This window comes from Alteromonas sp. 07-89-2, from assembly GCF_013113925.1.
GTDB lineage: Bacteria > Pseudomonadota > Gammaproteobacteria > Enterobacterales > Alteromonadaceae > Alteromonas > Alteromonas macleodii.
Map to the genome: position 1 here is coordinate 143,893 of NZ_VTYM01000005.1, position 18,620 is coordinate 162,512.

At 44.9% G+C, this 18,620-nt stretch carries 21 protein-coding genes; 12 read left to right on the forward strand and 9 right to left on the reverse strand.

What is annotated here, in order from left to right:
- The first annotated feature begins 1 nt into the window (after nt 1).
- From F0261_RS05540 to F0261_RS05565, 6 genes are all read left to right on the forward strand, one after another.
- On the forward strand, nt 2-2,269 hold the full coding sequence (locus F0261_RS05540) for a peptidase domain-containing ABC transporter (RefSeq protein ID WP_171337421.1): 2,268 nt from the start codon (nt 2-4) through the stop codon (nt 2,267-2,269).
- Nucleotides 2,266-2,577, forward strand: a complete 312-nt coding sequence (locus tag F0261_RS05545; RefSeq protein WP_014950963.1) for a helix-turn-helix transcriptional regulator — start codon at nt 2,266-2,268, stop codon at nt 2,575-2,577. Before F0261_RS05540 ends, F0261_RS05545 begins: the two co-directional genes overlap by 4 nt.
- Nucleotides 2,578-2,624: 47 nt before the next feature.
- Nucleotides 2,625-2,831, forward strand: coding sequence for a hypothetical protein (locus F0261_RS05550; protein WP_171337422.1), 207 nt, complete (start codon nt 2,625-2,627; stop codon nt 2,829-2,831).
- A 110-nt stretch (nt 2,832-2,941) separates the two neighbouring features.
- Entirely contained in the window at nt 2,942-3,943 is a 1,002-nt protein-coding gene (locus F0261_RS05555; RefSeq protein WP_171337423.1) for a RimK family alpha-L-glutamate ligase, read from the forward strand.
- 131 nt (nt 3,944-4,074) lie between these two features.
- A complete protein-coding gene (locus tag F0261_RS05560) occupies nt 4,075-4,416 on the forward strand; it encodes a DUF4258 domain-containing protein (protein WP_061096005.1) in 342 nt (113 codons plus the stop codon).
- Nucleotides 4,417-4,425: 9 nt separating this feature from the next.
- A complete protein-coding gene (locus F0261_RS05565; RefSeq protein ID WP_014950967.1) occupies nt 4,426-4,869 on the forward strand; it encodes a DNA-binding transcriptional regulator in 444 nt (147 codons plus the stop codon).
- Between the two features lie 95 nt (nt 4,870-4,964).
- Here F0261_RS05565 and hslU read toward each other — a convergent pair whose 3' ends face one another.
- Nucleotides 4,965-6,293: an HslU--HslV peptidase ATPase subunit gene (hslU, locus tag F0261_RS05570; RefSeq protein ID WP_014950968.1), complete on the reverse strand. Its 1,329-nt coding sequence runs from the start codon at nt 6,291-6,293 to the stop codon at nt 4,965-4,967.
- Nucleotides 6,294-6,375: 82 nt separating this feature from the next.
- Nucleotides 6,376-6,900 (reverse strand): ATP-dependent protease subunit HslV, encoded by a 525-nt coding sequence (gene hslV / locus F0261_RS05575; protein ID WP_014950969.1) that lies wholly within the window; start codon nt 6,898-6,900, stop codon nt 6,376-6,378.
- 774 nt (nt 6,901-7,674) lie between these two features.
- On the opposite strand from hslV, the gene F0261_RS19880 reads away from it, so the two are divergent.
- Together F0261_RS19880 and F0261_RS05585 are read left to right on the forward strand one after the other, a co-directional pair.
- Nucleotides 7,675-7,863 (forward strand): DUF1294 domain-containing protein, encoded by a 189-nt coding sequence (locus tag F0261_RS19880; protein ID WP_253819193.1) that lies wholly within the window; start codon nt 7,675-7,677, stop codon nt 7,861-7,863.
- Between the two features lie 20 nt (nt 7,864-7,883).
- Nucleotides 7,884-8,066 carry a hypothetical protein gene (locus tag F0261_RS05585; protein WP_171337424.1) on the forward strand — a complete coding sequence of 61 codons (183 nt, stop codon included), beginning with the start codon at nt 7,884-7,886 and terminating at the stop codon, nt 8,064-8,066.
- On the opposite strand, the gene F0261_RS05590 is transcribed toward F0261_RS05585, so the two are convergent.
- The 3 genes from F0261_RS05590 to priA form a co-directional block, all read right to left on the reverse strand.
- Nucleotides 8,063-8,803 carry a hypothetical protein gene (locus F0261_RS05590; protein ID WP_171337425.1) on the reverse strand — a complete coding sequence of 247 codons (741 nt, stop codon included), beginning with the start codon at nt 8,801-8,803 and terminating at the stop codon, nt 8,063-8,065. The genes F0261_RS05585 and F0261_RS05590 overlap by 4 nt on opposite strands.
- 85 nt (nt 8,804-8,888) lie before the next feature.
- A complete protein-coding gene (locus F0261_RS05595; protein ID WP_014977575.1) occupies nt 8,889-9,479 on the reverse strand; it encodes a cbb3-type cytochrome oxidase assembly protein in 591 nt (196 codons plus the stop codon).
- Nucleotides 9,480-9,610: 131 nt separating this feature from the next.
- Nucleotides 9,611-11,800 carry a primosomal protein N' gene (priA, locus tag F0261_RS05600; RefSeq protein WP_171337426.1) on the reverse strand — a complete coding sequence of 730 codons (2,190 nt, stop codon included), beginning with the start codon at nt 11,798-11,800 and terminating at the stop codon, nt 9,611-9,613.
- A 451-nt stretch (nt 11,801-12,251) separates the two neighbouring features.
- On the opposite strand from priA, the gene rpmE reads away from it, so the two are divergent.
- The gene (gene rpmE / locus F0261_RS05605; RefSeq protein WP_014977577.1) at nt 12,252-12,464 is read left to right on the forward strand and encodes a 50S ribosomal protein L31; all 213 of its coding nucleotides are present in this window, start codon (nt 12,252-12,254) and stop codon (nt 12,462-12,464) included.
- A gap of 205 nt (nt 12,465-12,669) precedes the next feature.
- Here the strand turns inward: rpmE and F0261_RS05610 are convergent, their stop codons facing one another.
- Nucleotides 12,670-12,987, reverse strand: coding sequence for a hypothetical protein (locus tag F0261_RS05610; RefSeq protein WP_216600723.1), 318 nt, complete (start codon nt 12,985-12,987; stop codon nt 12,670-12,672).
- 678 nt (nt 12,988-13,665) lie between these two features.
- Between F0261_RS05610 and F0261_RS05615 the strand changes: the two genes are divergently transcribed.
- Nucleotides 13,666-14,901 (forward strand): malic enzyme-like NAD(P)-binding protein, encoded by a 1,236-nt coding sequence (locus F0261_RS05615; protein WP_171337428.1) that lies wholly within the window; start codon nt 13,666-13,668, stop codon nt 14,899-14,901.
- A 163-nt stretch (nt 14,902-15,064) separates the two neighbouring features.
- Here the strand turns inward: F0261_RS05615 and metJ are convergent, their stop codons facing one another.
- Nucleotides 15,065-15,397 carry a met regulon transcriptional regulator MetJ gene (gene metJ / locus F0261_RS05620; protein WP_014950979.1) on the reverse strand — a complete coding sequence of 111 codons (333 nt, stop codon included), beginning with the start codon at nt 15,395-15,397 and terminating at the stop codon, nt 15,065-15,067.
- Nucleotides 15,398-15,558: 161 nt separating this feature from the next.
- Here metJ and metF point away from each other — a divergent pair, with 161 nt between their 5' ends.
- Complete coding sequence (gene metF, locus F0261_RS05625; protein WP_171337429.1) at nt 15,559-16,446, forward strand: methylenetetrahydrofolate reductase; 888 nt, start codon at nt 15,559-15,561, stop codon at nt 16,444-16,446.
- 225 nt (nt 16,447-16,671) lie between these two features.
- Nucleotides 16,672-17,556 (forward strand): virulence factor BrkB family protein, encoded by an 885-nt coding sequence (locus F0261_RS05630; RefSeq protein WP_171337430.1) that lies wholly within the window; start codon nt 16,672-16,674, stop codon nt 17,554-17,556.
- A 67-nt stretch (nt 17,557-17,623) separates the two neighbouring features.
- Here the strand turns inward: F0261_RS05630 and F0261_RS05635 are convergent, their stop codons facing one another.
- Both F0261_RS05635 and F0261_RS05640 read right to left on the reverse strand, forming a co-directional pair.
- Nucleotides 17,624-18,262, reverse strand: coding sequence for a DUF2959 domain-containing protein (locus tag F0261_RS05635; protein WP_014950982.1), 639 nt, complete (start codon nt 18,260-18,262; stop codon nt 17,624-17,626).
- Nucleotides 18,259-18,501, reverse strand: a complete 243-nt coding sequence (locus tag F0261_RS05640) for a hypothetical protein (RefSeq protein ID WP_014950983.1) — start codon at nt 18,499-18,501, stop codon at nt 18,259-18,261. The genes F0261_RS05635 and F0261_RS05640 overlap by 4 nt, the downstream gene beginning before the upstream one ends.
- Between the last annotated feature and the right edge of the window lie 119 nt (nt 18,502-18,620).

Below are 18,620 nucleotides of genomic sequence, written 5' to 3' on the forward strand. Positions count from 1 at the left end.
CATGATGAACATTACACACCCACTTTCAACGCAAATCCTTTATACAAAAAAGCGTGTGCCCGTTGTACTGCAAAGCGAAGCAGCTGAGTGTGGACTTGCTTGTATGACTATGATTGCGCAGTACTATTCTGATAAACGTGATCTAAATGCTCTACGTCAGTCTGTGTCTGTGTCGCTACGAGGCACTACGTTAAAAGACGTAATGCGCATTGCCAGTGATTTGGGTTTCCAAACCCGCGCCATCAAGATAGAAATGGAGCACTTGGCGCAATTATCTTGCCCTGCAATTCTACATTGGAACATGAATCACTTTGTTGTGTTAACTAAAGTGAAGGGAAAAACTCTTACCATTCACGACCCCGCGCTTGGAGAAAGAAAACTCACTTATTCTGAGGCGTCGAAGTACATTACTGGTATTGCACTTGAAGTCACGCCTAGCGACACATTTAGTCCCAAGAAGTCCGCGCCACGTTTGGGTCTTAGTCAATTCTTCACTCGAACAACAGGGTTTAAGCGCAATCTTCTAACCCTTTTTGCGTTATCGATTGTGTTGCAGTTATTTGCACTTGCTTCACCCTATTACATGCAAACAGTCGTAGATGATGTATTGATTTATAACAACGATGCATTACTGAAAGCGCTGGCAATAGGGTTTGCCCTGCTACTAATAATAGAAACTTTTACTAGCGGGATAAGAAAGTTCGTTATTCTGTCGGTGTCGTCTCGCCTTCAACTTCAAATGTCGGCGTCGGTATTTAAGCACTTATTATCGCTTCCCTTGGACTACTTCGACAAGCGACATATTGGCGATGTGGTATCCCGCTTTGGCTCACTGGCGAGTATTCGTGAGTTCCTAACCACTGGCCTGGTTACTGCGCTGTTAGACGGGCTTATGGCAGTGATCACGCTAGCAGTAATGATTTTATATTCGCCCAAACTCACGCTGGTTGTAGTGGCAATCATGCTTGCCTACCTCGCCGTTCGTCTTGGACTGCTGCCGTTTATTAAACGTCTTACCACTGAACGCATTGCGCTTGCAGCATTAGAACAAAGTCACTTTATGGAAAGCGTACGCGCTATCCTACCTATTCGCGTATACAGCCAAGAAGTACAGCGCCACGGGCAGTGGCAAAACAAGCTTGTCGCCACGCTAAACAAAGACATCACTCTTGGAAAGATCAACATAGGCAGCGCACTGACCAATCAGCTATTGTTTGGCGCTGAAAATTTGGTCGTTGTGTATATTGGTGCCAGCCTGGTTATGGAAGGAACCCTTTCGATAGGGATGCTGCTGGCATTTATGGCGTACAAAGCTCGCTTTGTCAGCGCATTAGATGGCGTAGTTAACAAGCTGATTGAGCTTAGTATGTTAGGTGTTCATTTCAACCGCTTAAGCGACATTTTACTCACACCATCACAGCAGAAGCCTCTGTCGTTAAAAACTAAGGACGATACATTTGAAAAACAAAACGTTCATTTTAGTAATGCAGACGTCCCCAACTCATCCACGTCCAACTCACTTGCACCTAACGTTTTAACGCCTGATGGCGCAAGTACGCCCTCGCTTCTTGATGCCAAAACTCGCCCTGTAGCGCTTAAAGCGACGGCGCTCAGTTATCGCTACAGTGAGACCAATGCGTGGGTGTTTAAAAATCTAATGTTCTCGGTACATAGCGGAGAGATCGTCGCAATCACAGGCGATAGCGGCTGTGGAAAAAGCACAATGCTTAAGTGCCTGATGGGACTGTACCCTGTTTCAGAAGGCAATATCGAACACCCAAGCTCTACAAACCCAGTCATCGCGTCAGTGCTCCAGGAGGATACCTGTTTAAGCGGCACCATCGCGCAAAATATCTGTTGTTTTGAAGAAGCTCCCGACCTCAAGAAAATGGTTTACGTCGCTCAGCTTGCCTGTATCCATGAAGACATCATGCAAATGCCTATGCAATACCACTCCTTGGTCGGTGATATGGGTAGCAGCTTAAGTGGTGGTCAAAAACAGCGTCTGCTTCTTGCAAGAGCGCTTTACCAAGAGCCAGACATTTTATTTTTAGACGAAGCAAGCAGTCACCTAGATATGGAAAACGAGGCTCAGATAAATCATCACCTTAAGTCTCTAAATATGACGCGAATTATTGTGGCACATCGCCCTCAATCAATTGCCATGGCAGACAAGGTTTATCGTCTGGAAAACGGCAACTTACATCTATGCCCTCCCACTGAAGTAACAGGAAGCGCAACATCAGGTAAACACGGAGAAACACTATGAAAACACATGAAATCAGAGAACCCGCAGTATTGATGACAGCAGCTGAACGCATGCAAATAGATGCGAACGGCATTACCGCTCGGAACAGCGTTATCCCCATTGACTGTTTATCAAAACGCGAACTACAAGTTGCACACAAAATAATGGAAGGACGCTCGAATAAGGTTATTGCCTCAGAGCTATTCATCAGTGAAAGGACCGTCAAATTTCACTGCGCCAACATTTACAAAAAGCTCAACATTAGCAACCGTTCTGTGCTTATTGCCTGCTGTTTTAGAACCCTTTACCAAGAAGTGGCTTCGCTGTAAGCGTGTCCACTTCATTACTCACCACGCCACTACAAGGAGCGTACATTATGAAAAACCATCCATTAACTCAGAACCAACCAGCGAATACTAAGCTTGCTACCGTTGCTGAATCTCAGCTATTTGAGGTATCCGGCGGCCTACGAGCTCGCCTAAGTGAAAGTGTGCCGGTAGTCGCTCCAACACCTAAAGAGCCCGTTTACATAACCCTGGCTATTGGTGAAGGCGGCGGCAAACTACCTGATATTTTGTCGTAACCTACCGCCTATCAAAGTCAACACATGGATACGGTTTAGGCAGTATCCCATGTGTTGATTTAAGGGCTACTAGATTCTTTGAACACTTACAACGCTAGCAAGGAATGCAAATGCACGTCGCACTACTAGGCAGTGAACAAGACCCACAAATTCAACATATAGCCAAAGCACTTCACCAAAATAACACGCCCTTTTATTTTGCCAATACACAACATTTTGGTTCTACGTGGAAGATCAGCTATGACCCTGACTTCGATGACGGGCTAATTCATTTCAACTCGCCTTCGCTTTGCGACCAACCTAGAGTTACGTTCTCGAATACCCAAGCCGCTTATTGGCATGAGTACCTACCTGGCATACCGCTAAAAGTCCCAAGTGATAATGCTAAAAACGATGCCAGTGCAGATGCTCAAACACAAGGTGATAGACCTCATGATAGTGAATCTACTTTGCAAAAAAATGCAGGGTGGGTTGAGCAAGAGCGAGCAAGTACGCTACTTTGCTGGTTCAGCTATAGCGACATTAAATGGGTGAACTCTATCGACGCTGTTCGAAGCCACCAGTGTAAACCTTATCAATCGCGTATTGCTGGCAAACTAGGAGCACATATTCCCTACACCTTTGTTGGCAATGCACCCGAGGTTGCTTCGCAGTTTTGTAGCAATATGCGAGACGTTATTTACAAGCCCGTACGCGGCGGTCGAACTGCGCAGTTTGTGAATAAACAACCAAACATGCGCCCGTTACTCAATGCGCTTTTAGGTGAACGCCCTGTTACCTTTCAAAAATATATTGCAGGCGTGAATGTACGAAGCTATGTGCTTGGCAATGACGTACTCAGCGTACAAATCGACTCAAGTGAATTAGATTACAGGAATGACGACAATGCGAGCGTATCGGTGATCCTAGTCCCCAGCGACGTTAAGCAGTTAGCTATCAAAATATGCAAAGCATTAGGTATGCACTGGTGTGCTATCGACTGGCGTAAAAGTGCGAAGGGAAAATACTTTTTTCTAGAGGCAAACCCCAGCCCTTATTTTTTGAAAATAGAAAACGATACTGGCTTGGATATCACAGAAAAATTGGTAGCACTGCTGGTAAAGACTTCGTAGTAACAAGCAGGACGTTTAGAGGCTAATTGGGTTTCCACAACGAATTTGCGATTGTTTAGAAGCCTTTAAGCAATCATTGACAATACCCCAACAACCTATCAATATGATAGGATGAATTTCAAAAGGCATTCATGGCTAATCACAATCCCCAAGGAATTAATGAATTCCCTCTTACAGAGGAAACTGCCAGAAAAATAATGAATGACCTCGCAGAAAACTATACTCACCGGATTCGGTGGACTAAACATGTTAAACAGCGCATGCATGAGCGAGGAATCACTACAGGTCAGGTGATCACTTTATTAAAAAGTAAGCACTCAGTATTTAGAGAGGGGCCATATCTTGATATTTCTGGAGACTGGAAATTTAATTTGAAAGGTTTAGCTGCAGGCAAAGTTATCGAACTCACTGTTGCACTTAAAAATCATCATGATAGTCCAATGTCATTTCTAATTACTGTATGGATAAGTTGAGAGGGTAAAATGTACCATTACACTGAAAGCGGGTTATCAAATGTATACCTGAAAAACGGTGTTACCGTTGAAGTTGTAGACGGTGAAGAATATACAAGCATTGACGATATGAACGGTCTTCATAGTGCGATAGCACAAACAATTGTTAATACCAACAAGCCTCTTGCTCATGATGAGTTTAAATTCTTACGTGTAGAACTAAATGTTTCTCAAAAAATGCTGGCGAATCGTTTTGGTGTTGATGAACAGACCATTGCGCGTTATGAGAAAGGTCAAACAAAAATTCCTCGGACAACAGATGCTGCCTTAAGAGCCTTATACATGGAAAGCCAAGAGAAGAATAATCCCGTAAGTTACTTTCTTGATTTACTAGCAAATACCCAAGCGGAAGAAGCTGCAAAAATAATTCGTCTTGAAGAAGTCGAAGACCATTGGGAAAAAGTAGAATGGTAAAAAAGCCGACTTAACGTCGGCTTTTTAATTCTTGTTCATGTAGAAGGGTTAGTTGAACATATCAACTAACGGGGAAACTTCTACTTAGCGCTAAATTACAAGATAAAGCGCGACAGATCTTCGTTATCTACCAAGGTTTCTAGGTGGCTGTTAACGTAATCTGCATCAATCACGAACGACTCACCGCTCTTTTCAGAGGCGTCAAACGAGATGTCTTCCATAAGGCGCTCTAGGACGGTGTGCAAACGGCGGGCACCAATATTTTCAGTGCGCTCATTCACCTGCCATGCCGCTTCGGCTATACGCTGAATACCAGAATCGTCGAAACTAATATCCACGCCTTCTGTCTTCATTAGCGCAATGTACTGGTGAGTTAATGACGCATTCGGCTCGGTAAGAATGCGCTTGAAGTCACCGACTTTAAGGGCAGATAGCTCAACGCGAATTGGAAGACGCCCCTGAAGCTCTGGAATAAGGTCAGACGGCTTGCTCATTTGGAATGCGCCCGAAGCGATAAACAAGATATGGTCAGTTTTAACCATGCCGTGTTTTGTCGATACCGTTGAACCTTCCACAAGTGGAAGCAAGTCACGCTGAACACCTTCGCGAGACACATCGGCCGACGAGTTGCCCTCACGCTTACAGATTTTGTCAATTTCGTCGATAAACACAATACCGTGCTGCTCTACCGACTCAATGGCTTTTTCTTTCAAATCTTCTTGATTCACAAGGCGTGCAGCCTCTTCTTCAATAAGTAGTTTGAACGCTTCTTTAATTTTCAGCTTCTTCTTTTTCTTTTGCGAACCCGACAAGTTCTGGAACATGCCCTGAAGCTGATTGGTCATTTCTTCCATACCTGGAGGCGCCATAATTTCTACGCCCACCTGCGGAAGTGCCACATCAATTTCAATTTCTTTGTCGTCTAAGTCGCCCTGACGAAGCTTTTTACGAAATGCTTGGCGCGTACCGCGATCTTCAACGTTTTCCTTATTACCCCATGCATCTTCTGGTGGAGGCAGCAAAACGTCTAAAATGCGCTCTTCCGCTGCTTCTTCTGCGCGGAATTTCACCTTTTTCATTTCATTTTCTTTCGTCATCTTCACCGCAATATCAGCAAGATCACGAATGATGGTCTCAACTTCTTTACCTACATAGCCCACTTCAGTGAACTTAGTCGCTTCAACTTTAATGAACGGCGCGTTAGCAAGTTTTGCTAAACGGCGGGCTATTTCAGTTTTACCCACACCCGTAGGGCCAATCATCAAAATATTTTTTGGCGTAACTTCTTGGCGCAGCTCAGGTTCAAGCTGCATACGACGCCAGCGATTTCGAAGTGCAATAGATACAGCGCGCTTGGCATCTTGTTGACCAATAATATGTCGGTCTAACTCGTGAACAATTTCTCTTGGTGTCATTTCAGACATGAATAAACCCTTTTCTAACAGCGCTTGCTGTACTCAAATTCATACGAGCGACAGCAAGCCGATAACAGCACTCAGCTATTACTTAGTAATCTAGTACATCAACCGTTTGGCTATGGTTAGTGAATACGCAAATATCACCCGCTATGGTCAACGCTTTTTCGGCAATTTCTTTTGCGCTTAGCTCTGTATTTTCAAGTAGTGCAGTAGCTGCGGCTTGCGCGTAGTTACCACCAGAGCCAATCGCGATAAGATCTTGTTCTGGCTGCACCACATCACCGTTACCGGTAATAATAAACGATGCGGTTTCGTCGGCTACGGCAAGCAGTGCCTCTAGTTTGCGAAGCGCCCTGTCAGTCCGCCAATCTTTGGCGAGCTCTACTGCCGCTTTGGTCAAATGGCCTTGGTGGGCTTCAAGCTTTGCTTCAAAGCGCTCAAACAGCGTAAATGCGTCGGCCGTGCCACCAGCAAAGCCCGCTAAAATCTTGTCGTGGTATAAACGGCGCACTTTGCGCGCATTACCTTTCATTACGGTATTGCCCAGTGATACCTGTCCGTCACCGGCCATTACCACTTGATTCCCACGTCGTACAGATACAATCGTTGTCACGTTAATTCCCCGTTTAGCTGGGCGCCGCTGCGTTTTTCGTCTAGCAAAGGCAGCAGCGTTCAAATTCAATAACAAATAAGTGGGGGAAGGCTTTGTAATTTCAAGGGTAGGACAAAAGAATGTGCGCTCAGAGCTGCCTACTATATGGGCTTAGCGTGTTCGCTAGTGTATTGAATACACCATTTATTGAGTGCATACTCTCGCCAACACACTCTATGGCCAAGTGAAATAATGCCTAGGTGATAGAGCACAGATAAAGTAGCAAAAATGAAGACGCTACATAATGGTTTTAAAGGAGTGGTAGTGAAGTATCAGGGAAGAATTCAACAGTGGGATGATGCTAAAGGTTATGGTTTTGTAGAGCTTAATACCAATCCGCATAGATAATTACCCACTCAGAAGGCGCTGGCAAGTTTCCTAGCGAAGCGTGGGAATGCAGGAATGGTGTTCCCTTTCAAATTCCCAGAATGAAGCTAGGAAGCTTGCCAGACCTTCCCGTTTACTCATATCAAAGCGTTTAAACAACGCTCTAGGCGCCCTGTTAATGGCGACATTATTGTTTATGAAGTTGAGCAGGATAGAAATGGTAATCACCGCGCCTGCAACATCAGCTTACTCAAGGATCACAAAGTAAAACGTTTACGCGCCAATAAGCCAACCTCGCAAAGAAAACGTAACGTTATCGTACTGAGTATTTTCTCCGGTGCACTTGCGTTATTTACATTGTCAGGTCGGCTACCGTTTATAGTACCTATCGTTTATGGCGCGGTAAGTTTGCTTACCATACTGTTTTACGGCATAGACAAATCGGCTGCAAAAAAGGAAAAACGGCGAGTTTCAGAAGCAAAACTGCATATATTAAGCCTATTGGGAGGTTGGCCTGGCGCATTGCTTGCCCAACAGATGTCAATACCAATCCGCATAGATAATTGCCCACTCAGAAGGCGCTGGCAAGTTTCCTAGCAAAGCGTGGGAATGCAGGAATGGCTGTTCCCTTTCAAATTCCCAGAATGAAGCTAGGAAGCTTGCCAGACTGGTATGAGCATAAGCGTAGTAAATCGGCATTCATGAGGGTTTATTGGGTAACGGTTTTGGTTAATCTCATTTTGCTTGGGCTAATTGCATTTGAAGTGATTAATACGCAGGCATTCATGGTTGAAATTTAGCGAAATCGATACCCTTCAATGTCAAAACCAAAACCACTTTCGTAGCCCTTAACATACACCCATCCTTTATTCGGTAGGCGTTTGTGCTCACTTTCCCTTAAGCATAAGCGCCCATCAGACAGGGGACCGTTCTCTTTTAGCAAAAGTGGATGTCGACAGTGCTTAGAGCCGCTTCCTTTTTCATAAGCAAATTTTCTTTCTGTTTCTTGTTTATCGGACGCTAAGTGAAGCGTGTAGGGCAATGCCGTATCAACAAAACTAAACCACAAGAAAAAGGCTAATAGCGGCATGCCAAATAACGTCATTTTTCCACGCAAATCTTTAGTTACATACTGCGCGTATCGTTTATCAACAAAAATAGTGAGGTAATAAAAGGCGCTATAAACAACAGTGAGAAGTACGATGGCCCAATTCGAATTGTCTAGCCAAGAATTGATCACAATAAAATCGGTTAAAACAATTACGAACATTGCGCCAATGAGTACTAAAAAAGCGCCGTTACTGATACGTGTTATTGGATGAAGCTCAGACCACTTAGGTCGAGTAAAATGCTCGTCTTGATGGGCGCTATCCGTATCATTCTCAGGTGGCAGCGTTGCCCGCTTAGCAGCGAGCTCATTTTTTGCGGCCTGATAGCGTTTTGGAAAGGCCTGCTTATCAATATTTTCCAGAACGTCCTCAAGCTCTTCTACGCTATAAGCGGCGTAATTTGGTTGTTCGGTGATGGCAATACTCATTGATACTTCCTTGTAAACGCATTCTTTCTCTACGCGCTATTTCAGCGCCATATGCACCGCATTAAGTGTTACCTACAATAAACTGCTACAAATTCCAGTACCAAATTTGGCATGTCGCAATGTTCACTTTACGCAGACTGTGCTTGGCTTTTTCTGCATCACGCTTAGACTCGTAAGGGCCCAGAATAACGCGGAACCAATCGCCGTTGCTGCCAGTGCTGTGTCTGATAAGCGCCTCTAAACCTTGGAATGCAATTTTGGCTTTCATCTCTTCAGCCTGCGCGCGGGTTCTAAACGAGGCGCACTGCATTAAATAGCGTTTGTCAGATTTTTCTTGCTCTTTGACCTCAACTTCTACTTCATATCCTGGAAGGGTCTTAATGTACTCCCATTCTTCTTCAGGAAGCTCAGGTAACGTCTCTTCTGTAGGAGCCACAGGTCGTGAAGCTTGTGTATCCACGTCGTCTTCTACATTGTCTTTTATTGACCACAAAAATGCACCAAAGCCAATCACCAATGCGAATACGCCAACAAGGCGCACAATAGGAAGTTTTCCAGAAACCGGGGCATTAGATTGCGCATTTGATTGCGCGCTTCTGGCTGGTTTTCTACCTTTACCAGCCGGCTTCTTTTTTTGAGGAGAGCGTCCACGAGAGACATAATCGCGTTGAGCCATAGTCGGCAATATTCCTACTTGTTATCGTTGTTTGTATGCGTAAGAAAACGTCATATACCAAATCTTTATGAAGCAGCAGCTTTCCTGCACTTCAATCCTGCGGAAATTTTAACGTATTGCTACCCAACAAGCTAACTGAAATCGGTAGGATCAATATCTATCGACCACCTTACCTTCATTGCCTGTGGCAACGCCTGTAAAAATGGCAGCGCCAAACGCAGCGCATTGTGAAGCGGCGCACGCTTTTCATGGCTACATATCAGCATAAACCGGAACCTACCTTGCCGCTTTTCAATTAGACAAGGAAACGGGCCATTTAGCTCAATGGCATGCTGCTGGAGAAATACTTGCTTGCTGTCTTGTAAAAAACGATAGGCCAAACTGCTGTCGGTCGCTTCTGCGCGAATGACAAACTGGCTAATAAAAGGGGGCAGCCCCGCCGCTTTACGCTCCATTAAAGCGTGTCTGGCGAAATGCCCATAGCCATTGTGCACTAAATCTTGTAGCAAAGGGTGATGGGGGTTGTGAGTTTGAAGCCACATCTCACCAGGTTTACTGGCGCGCCCTGCTCTTCCAGCAAGCTGAGTTACAAGCTGAGCGAGCTTTTCTGGTGCTCTAAAATCGGCACTAAAAAGTGCGCCATCACAATCTAGCACCGCCACTAAGGTTACATGCGGGAAATGATGACCTTTTGATAGTATTTGGGTACCTACCAGCAGCTGGTACTCTTGGCGGTTTATTGCATCTAGCGTCTGGTGCAGTTTATCTTTGCCCCGCACGGTATCGCTGTCTATTCGTACCTGTTTAACACCGGGAAATAAGCTTGCAAGCCCTTGCTCGACTTGCTCGGTGCCCGTACCCGCCGTAACTAATTCATTGTGATGGCACGCTTCGCAGTTTGATGGCATTGAACGCATACCGCCGCAGTGATGACACTGCAAACGGTTCTGCGCTTTATGCACCGTATACGGGCGGTCACAACGCTTACACATGACGGTTTCGCCGCAGTGATGGCAAAGCAGCGCTGGCGCATAACCTCTGCGATTCACAAACACCAATACCTGATTTCCCGCGTTGATATGCTGGCGCATTATCGTTAGCAAGCCTTGCGAAATACCGTAGTGAATGGGTTGGTCACGCGCGTCCAACACATGCTGATGCGTGCTTTTCGCCCCTCCCGCTCGCTTAGTTAACTGCAAATGGGCATAGCGACCGCTTAGCGCATTATTAAGTGTTTCGAGTGCGGGCGTGGCGCTGCCTAATAAAAGAGGAATATTGTGCTGCTTAGCCCGCATAGCTGCCAAGTCACGGGCGTGGTAGCGAAGTCCATCTTGTTGTTTAAAAGACTCGTCGTGCTCTTCATCCACAATCAGCATGCCGGGGTTGTGCAGCGGGGTGAAAATAGCCGAGCGAGTACCGATGATTATCCCAAGTTCACCAGCTCTTGCTCGCTGCCACACCTGTAGCCGTTCTTTATCAGAAAGCTGAGAGTGTAAAACGCCCACTGCAATACCAAAGCGCTTTTCAAAGCGTGACACCGTTTGCGGCGTCAGCCCAATTTCTGGCACAAGTATAAGCACTTGTTTTCCGTCGCACAGTAAGGGTTCGATGGCTTGAAGGTACACTTCCGTTTTACCGCTACCGGTAACCCCTTCAAGCAAACTTACCGCAAAGTTGCCCTGCTGACGATTAAGTGCGGCAATGGCAACCGACTGCTCAGTATCTGGAATTGGCTTTTCAGACACCGATAACGAGGCAAGCCAACTGCCTGACTTAAATTCAGGCGCGACTTCTTCAATGCTTATCAATGACTTTTCGACGAGCGCTTTGACCGCAGGTGCGCCATACTGCTTGCGCGCTTGGGATGCTAATAAGGCACCACCAGCCATTGCAGTAAAACAGGCTTGTTGTTTAGGCGCCCGCGATAACGTGTCTGCAGTCGTTTGCTTACCTTCTTCGGTAAGCATTAGCATGTCTTGAGGTGTTGGCGCTGCTGACTCGCCTTTGCGCAATAAAACAGGCAGCATGGCGTGTAGCACTTCACCCGGCGCATGATGATAGTACTGCCACAGCCATTGGGCCATTTTCAGCAACACCTCTTCTATAATGGGGGTATCGTCCAGTACCGACTCAATGGCTTTTAGCTTGTTGGAGTTTTCAATGTCGCTTTCAGGTTTGTGTAGGGTTTCAACAACTACACCCACAAGTTTGCGCGGACCGAAAGGCACAACCACTCTTACACCCGCACTTAGTGCGTTATCGTGGGTATACGTGAAAAGTTGGCGCAGCGGCACTGGCACGGCAACTTGGATAAAGGCCATTGCGAAGGTTCTACCTTATTTGACGATTGTTACAGCGCGTAATGCGCTTACTAAGCTTCTTATGTTGAAACTAATTATACTGAGGCTTCTTGCAGACCTATACGTTACAGCAGTTTGCGCTGCTAACAGCTAGCTACACATTTTGCTATTGGCGCATGATTTTGCCACTAGAGCATCTGGCCCAGCCTTGAAAGACAAATATTTAAACATACTTTACAGGTAAGCATAAAAGGAATGTTTTTTGTTTGGCCTTTTTATACGGCTGCCTTGTCTAGCTCTCTTGTTTAGCATTTGGCCAAAAACCGCTTGATCAAGGCCCTGCCATCCTTTATTATGCGCCGCTCTTTTGCGATAGGCTGTTCTTTGAACGACTTATCATTTGAATTAAGTAACGTATGGTGTGCGACTTCGGGTTGTATAGCGATACGGCCTTATTATGTGAGGTAACCCAATGAAACAAGATATCCACCCAAAATACGAAGCAATCACAGCAACTTGCTCATGTGGTAACGTAATGAACATTCGCTCTACGCTTGGTAAAGACATCAACCTAGACGTATGTTCTTCATGTCACCCATTCTACACTGGTAAGCAACGTAACGTTGACACTGGTGGTCGTGTTGATCGCTTCAAGAAGCGTTTCGGTGCATTGGGCAAAAAGTAAGCCTGATATCCAGTTCAAAAAAAGCGCCTTTATGGCGCTTTTTTATTGCTTAAAATTCACGCTTCACACAAACAAGGTGTGCCAAACAGCGCTTTACCGCCGTTATCCTACGTCAGGCCTGTACCTAGCCAGTGTAACAAGCCCTGCAACTCGCCTTTCTGAAAACGTTTTTAGCTTAATTTACAACATCCAGCGTAACCTGAACTCAGTGAAGGTTTTTAACATTAGATAAATGCCTATCCCAATTGCCGCCACTCACTTTCTTACACTGTTCTTCGCTATCAAAATAAATACCAACGGGTGCTGACTTAATTGACGCCAAAGCAATATTCACTTGGTTTATGAAGTCTATATCCCAACCATTAGTTAACGCCCGCTGCTTCTCCTGCTCAGTATTAAACACGGCAATCACTTGCGGCGCTCTCCAATGTCCTACGTGAGTTAGCCAAACAAATCCATTATTGGTAGATTTTACGCTTTCACACACATCGGTTAACACGGTTATTAGTTTTCTTTCTGTCATATCCTCGCCTTCAGCGCGAATTTTGAGTGGGCTTTCACAGGATTTTATCAGAAATATTGGATGGAGAATTAACGAGGTGTCTCCCTGCATTCTATTTTCCTGATTTGGGTTTCTGTCCAATGCATTTATGAGAACGTAGATCCCTTTGATAGCTTTATTTTCCCCCTCCACACAATAGACCTACAGAATGTTATAACAAGTCAAAATAAATAGCATGAATGGCAATTATAGCCCCATTTTACTGGTCTAATTAGTATGCCTAACCTACATTGGTATATGAGAATTCTGATCAGATATGTACACAGTGATTGGCTGTGTTAGAGTTGCGATCGGCACTTTGATAGTGAGCATTAATTCTGTGAATAATGCATTACTTTCAAGACTTGTGGCGCTTTTGGGTACATAAACCAGAGGCTTGTATCCATTAAGGTATGTGAACAAAATCAGTAAAGGTTAACGCCTAGTCTGCTTTTCCACATGCCACCTTGGGGCCTATTGATGATTGCTGTAAAACAAAGATCAACAAACCCTAGTGCTAACAACTATTTATAATCACTTTGTCATTATTTGGTTGTAACGCGCTTACGTTTATCTACCTATAACTATAACGACAATAAAATAGCTACAGAGCGTGAACGAAAACACCGATGAACCCTACATCTAAGGATACCTTTTTACATGTCAGATTTTAGACAACACGCACTCGACTATCACGCCAAACCCACACCTGGAAAAATCCGCGTAGAGTTATCTAAGCCAGCAGACAGCGTCGATGACCTTGCTCTTGCCTATAGCCCAGGCGTTGCCGAACCGGTCAGAGAAATTGCCGAAGACGCAGATAACGCCTATAAATACACGGGTAAAGGAAACCTGGTTGCCGTTATCAGTAACGGAACTGCGATTTTAGGATTGGGTAACCTAGGCCCACTGGCATCGAAACCTGTTATGGAAGGTAAAGCCCTTCTGTTTAAACGCTTTGCTGGCTTGGATGCCATTGACATTGAAGTGAAGCATCGTACGACCGAAGAGTTCATTAATACGGTAGCGAATATCGCTGACACATTTGGCGGCATTAACTTAGAAGACATTAAAGCGCCTGAATGCTTTGAGATTGAACAAGAGCTAATTAAGCGCTGTAAAATTCCGGTATTTCATGATGATCAGCACGGTACCGCTATTGTAACTGCAGCGGGCATGCTTAATGCTCTGGAAATTCAGGGTAAAAGCATAGAGAGCGCTAAAATTGTGTGTATGGGTGCCGGTGCAGCAGCGGTCGCTTGTATGGAACTGCTTATAAAGTGTGGTGCCCAGCGTGAGCGTATTTATATGCTAGACAGAAAAGGCGTTATCCATACTCGTCGCGAAGACTTAACTGAGCACAAAAAGCTATTTGCTAACAATACTGACAAGCGTACGCTTGAAGATGTAATGGAAGGCGCGGATATTTTTGTTGGTGTGTCAGGACCGGATGTTTTACCACCAGAAACACTGGCCTTGATGGCTGAAAACCCAATTGTATTTGCATGTTCTAACCCAGACCCTGAGATAAAGCCTGAACTTGCTCACGAAGTACGTAAAGATCTTATTATGGCTACCGGACGCTCGGACTACCCTAACCAGGTTAACAACGTACTGTGTTTCCCGTTTATTTTCCGTGGAGCACTAGATGTTCGTGCAACGGCCATTAACGATGAAATGAAAGTAGCGGCAGTAGAAGCCCTTCGTGCTATCACGAAGGAGCCTGTACCAGAAGAAGTACTAGCTGCCAGTAAGAGTACTAGTCTGACATTTGGTAAGGAGTACATTATTCCTAAACCTATGGACCCGCGTTTATGCGAGCGTATTGCTACCGCGGTATCTAAGGCTGCGATTGAATCTGGCGTTGCACGCGTGCCTGAAAGCCCAGAAGAATAAAATTCTGGTACATAAGGCAAAAAAATGAAGGGGCTAGTGCTCAACCTTTATTTGCTAAAAAGTGCGCTCAGAGAATACAAGTACATAAAAAACGGCGCCGTGTTGTGGGTTATCAACTAGCAATAACTTACAACAAAGCGCCGTTTCTCTTTAATACCAAATATCAGTCGTCTTCCGACACATCGTTTTCGAAGCTTGGATCAATGCCCATTTCTTCCATAATGCGTCTTGCTTCAGCCGGTACGCGATTAGGATTGTCTTTGCGCAGGTCATCATCGTTAGGCAATGGTTGACCGGTAAACGCATGTAAAAATGCTTCACACAACAGTTCTGAATTAGTGGCGTGACGCAAATTATTGATTTGGCGGCGAGTACGCTCATCAGTAAGCGCCTTAAGCACATTAATAGGTATAGAGACAGTGACTTTCTTTACCTGTTCGCTCTTCTTGCCATGCTCTGCGTAGGGGTGAATATATTTACCGTTCCATTCTGCCATTGTACTAACTCGGTCTACTCTTTTTTATGTTATGAAGAGAAATTCTAAACAAGTTCACGAAAAGGTCAATTGAGCAGTGTAAACCTCTTGACGTCTAGACATATATTCTTTAATTTAGACGTCTAAACGTCTATAAGAATACATTTTTGAGAGAAAAAGCCATGGTTTCTTACGCACAAGGTATCGATGCATTAAACCAGTCCCTGTCGGAACTGCGTGATATTGATGTATCTTTTGAATTCTTTCCGCCTAAAACGGAAGCCATGGAACAGACCCTGTGGAAGTCAGTTGAACGTCTAGCGCCACTAAAGCCAAGCTACATGTCGGTAACCTACGGCGCGAATAGCGGTGAGCGTGACAGAACCCACGACGTTGTAAAACGCATTCAGCAGCAAACCGGTGTCGCGGCGGTTCCTCACTTGACCTGTGTTGATGCTAGCCGTGATGAGCTTAAGCAAATTGCAAAAGACTACTGGGACTCAGGTATTCGCCGTATTGTTGCGCTTCGTGGCGATTTACCGCCAGGAGTAGAGAAAACAGAGATGTATGCCTCTGATCTTGTTGCCTTGCTAAAAGACGTTGCCGATTTTGATATTTCTGTTGCTGCCTATCCAGAGAAGCACCCTGAAGCACCAAATGCGCAGTTTGATTTACTAAACCTCAAGCGCAAAGCAGAAGCAGGTGCCACAGAAGCGATAACCCAGTTCTTTTTCGATACGAGTGTGTACCTTCGATTTAGAGACCGTGCAGCCGCAGCGGGTGTCGACTTAGATATCGTTCCGGGTATTTTGCCGGTAACCAACTACCAAACACTGGTGAAATTTGCGGGGTTCACAAATGTTCATGTGCCGGGATGGTTACACAAAATGTTCGACGGCCTTGATGCCGACGACCAAGCCACACGTAACCTAATAGGTGCTAACATCGCCATGGATCAGGTAAAGGTATTGGCTAAAGAAGGGGTAAAACACTTCCATTTCTATACGTTGAACCGCAGTGAATTAAGCTACGCCATCTGTCACATGCTAGGTGTGCGCTCAGGCACTTAATACATACAACAATCAGGATCGTGCTGACATTTTTGAATGAAGCACTCCTCAATAGGCGCAGTCAATGCGCCTTTGTTGTATAAAGCCTGCATTAAACTTTGCCACCAAGGCCGCCCGCAGTTACCATCTGATATAACATGTAATGAACTATCGATGCTTTATAACAGTCCGCATAGATAAGACCGCGCTGTTTACCATTTACACGGTATCGTCAGGAGAAATTGAGTGGATTTAGACAAGGTTAAAGCCTTATATAACAATGTTACTCCTCAGGTTAGAGATCTCTTTAGCATCTTCATAAAGCGCTGTAGAGAAGACAATATTACTATCTCTGCTGGGCACTTAGCCTATGTAACGTTGTTATCTTTAGTACCATTTATCATGGTGACCTTTACCATTATGTCGGCTTTTCCTGCCTTCGCGTCTGTAAGAAGTAAGCTAGAGCATTTTGTTTTTAGCAACTTTGTTCCTACCGCCAGTGATGTGGTACATAAATACATGACCGATTTTGTGGGCAATGCCTCACAAATGAGTGCCATTGGTATTTTGTCGCTTCTTGTCGTTGCGTTAATGCTCATATCAAACGTAGATAAAACCTTAAATAGAATTTGGCGCACGCAAAGTGACAGACCTATTGTGTATACCTTTGCTATTTACTGGATGGTAATCACGCTTGGCCCTATGTTGATTGGCTCTAGTGTGGTGGTCAGTTCTTATTTGACGGGATTAGCGGCGTTCACTGAAGAATACACACCAGGTCTTGGTACTTTCTTACTCAGCCTTGTACCCAGCGGTGCAGCCATGCTTGCATTCACCATTTTATACATGGTGGTGCCGAATAGACGAGTGTTTGCTCGTCATGCTTTCGTAGGTGCCATTGTAGCCACTATTGCTTTTGAAATTACTAAGTCAGGTTTTGCACTTTATGTTACAAACTTCCCCTCGTACGAACTTATTTATGGCGCGCTTGCAGTGGTGCCTATTCTGTTTTTATGGGTGTACTTGTCGTGGATAATTGTGCTGTTTGGTGCAGAGTTTACGTGCAGTCTAGGCGAAGCTTTCGAAAACCGTAAAGCAGAAAACGAACCGCGCAAAGTCCCTCAAGAATAATTAGCCCACATGTTTAAAATAAAAAAGGGAGCTTCTCGCTCCCTCTCTATATATTACTGCTTAAAAGCTAGTTTTTCATTGAAGAAATAAACGCATCAGACTCTGCAATAGCAGAATTCATTTGTCTGATAAGCTGAGCGACGTTGTTCTCGATAGTAGAGAGCTCGCCCTGCAGCGCGCCTATCGCGCTGGCATTTAAATTGTGCTTCAAGTACAGCACATTATCTTGAAGCGCGCTTAATACCGGCGGCATTTTACTTTCCGCTTTGCGCATAGCCGTCATTAGTGAAGCGTAACGACGTTTAGTTTCGCGAAGCTTCGCCGCACTATCTCGCTTCAGCGATGCGTTCTCATACTTCTCTAGCTCTTCAGACCATTCATCGAATAAAGCCTCAGCTACACTTTCCACCTTGTCTATACGTGAACTCACTTCTTCCGAGGCGGCAACACTATCTTCGTACTGACCGTTTAATCGATTGTAAACATCTTCAAGTTCACCGCCATCAAATGCAACGGCCGCGCTGAATGCCTCCAGCGCCGAATTAAACTGCTCTTGAGCGTCTTCTTGTGATTCTTTCGCGTTTTCAACGCGGTCTACTAAGATATCACGCTTTTCAACGCCCACCTTTTCCCATGCTGCGTAATATGCAGACTGACACCCACTAAGGGCAAGCATAGCAACAAATGCTGATGCAAGTAGCTTCATGCGGTTACTCCACCTCTAAAGCGCGCTGCGCTTATAATACTGATTAGATGCAAAATGGCACCTAATGGCCAGAATACGATAGCAAGAACGACGGTCGCAGCCAGGGCATAGCACACACCTACGGTAATGAAATAGAACAGCGCGCCCAGTATTCTGCCTTGAACCAAATGACCTAAACCAGGAATAAAGAAGTTACAAATTGCGGCGATTACATTACCGCCCGATCCTTGACCTGCCATATAAACATCCTCGCATTTATGACTATAATATGATTAGCTAGCACGTAATGACACTTGTTCTATAGTATACACTTAAGATTTATCGCTTATTTTACAAGCATAAAAAGCGTTGAAGCAGT

What these genes read in the sequence shown, in the direction of transcription:
- F0261_RS05540 (WP_171337421.1), top strand. Translation starts at nt 2, where the DNA reads ATGATGAACATTACACACCCACTTTCAACGCAAATCCTTTATACAAAA.
- F0261_RS05545 (WP_014950963.1), top strand. Translation starts at nt 2,266, where the DNA reads ATGAAAACACATGAAATCAGAGAACCCGCAGTATTGATGACAGCAGCT.
- F0261_RS05550 (WP_171337422.1), top strand. Translation starts at nt 2,625, where the DNA reads ATGAAAAACCATCCATTAACTCAGAACCAACCAGCGAATACTAAGCTT.
- F0261_RS05555 (WP_171337423.1), top strand. Translation starts at nt 2,942, where the DNA reads ATGCACGTCGCACTACTAGGCAGTGAACAAGACCCACAAATTCAACAT.
- F0261_RS05560 (WP_061096005.1), top strand. Translation starts at nt 4,075, where the DNA reads ATGGCTAATCACAATCCCCAAGGAATTAATGAATTCCCTCTTACAGAG.
- F0261_RS05565 (WP_014950967.1), top strand. Translation starts at nt 4,426, where the DNA reads ATGTACCATTACACTGAAAGCGGGTTATCAAATGTATACCTGAAAAAC.
- hslU (WP_014950968.1), bottom strand. Translation starts at nt 6,293, where the DNA reads ATGTCTGAAATGACACCAAGAGAAATTGTTCACGAGTTAGACCGACAT.
- F0261_RS05585 (WP_171337424.1), top strand. Translation starts at nt 7,884, where the DNA reads ATGGCTGTTCCCTTTCAAATTCCCAGAATGAAGCTAGGAAGCTTGCCA.
- F0261_RS05590 (WP_171337425.1), bottom strand. Translation starts at nt 8,803, where the DNA reads ATGAGTATTGCCATCACCGAACAACCAAATTACGCCGCTTATAGCGTA.
- F0261_RS05595 (WP_014977575.1), bottom strand. Translation starts at nt 9,479, where the DNA reads ATGGCTCAACGCGATTATGTCTCTCGTGGACGCTCTCCTCAAAAAAAG.
- priA (WP_171337426.1), bottom strand. Translation starts at nt 11,800, where the DNA reads ATGGCCTTTATCCAAGTTGCCGTGCCAGTGCCGCTGCGCCAACTTTTC.
- rpmE (WP_014977577.1), top strand. Translation starts at nt 12,252, where the DNA reads ATGAAACAAGATATCCACCCAAAATACGAAGCAATCACAGCAACTTGC.
- F0261_RS05610 (WP_216600723.1), bottom strand. Translation starts at nt 12,987, where the DNA reads ATGACAGAAAGAAAACTAATAACCGTGTTAACCGATGTGTGTGAAAGC.
- F0261_RS05615 (WP_171337428.1), top strand. Translation starts at nt 13,666, where the DNA reads ATGTCAGATTTTAGACAACACGCACTCGACTATCACGCCAAACCCACA.
- metJ (WP_014950979.1), bottom strand. Translation starts at nt 15,397, where the DNA reads ATGGCAGAATGGAACGGTAAATATATTCACCCCTACGCAGAGCATGGC.
- metF (WP_171337429.1), top strand. Translation starts at nt 15,559, where the DNA reads ATGGTTTCTTACGCACAAGGTATCGATGCATTAAACCAGTCCCTGTCG.
- F0261_RS05635 (WP_014950982.1), bottom strand. Translation starts at nt 18,262, where the DNA reads ATGAAGCTACTTGCATCAGCATTTGTTGCTATGCTTGCCCTTAGTGGG.
- F0261_RS05640 (WP_014950983.1), bottom strand. Translation starts at nt 18,501, where the DNA reads ATGGCAGGTCAAGGATCGGGCGGTAATGTAATCGCCGCAATTTGTAAC.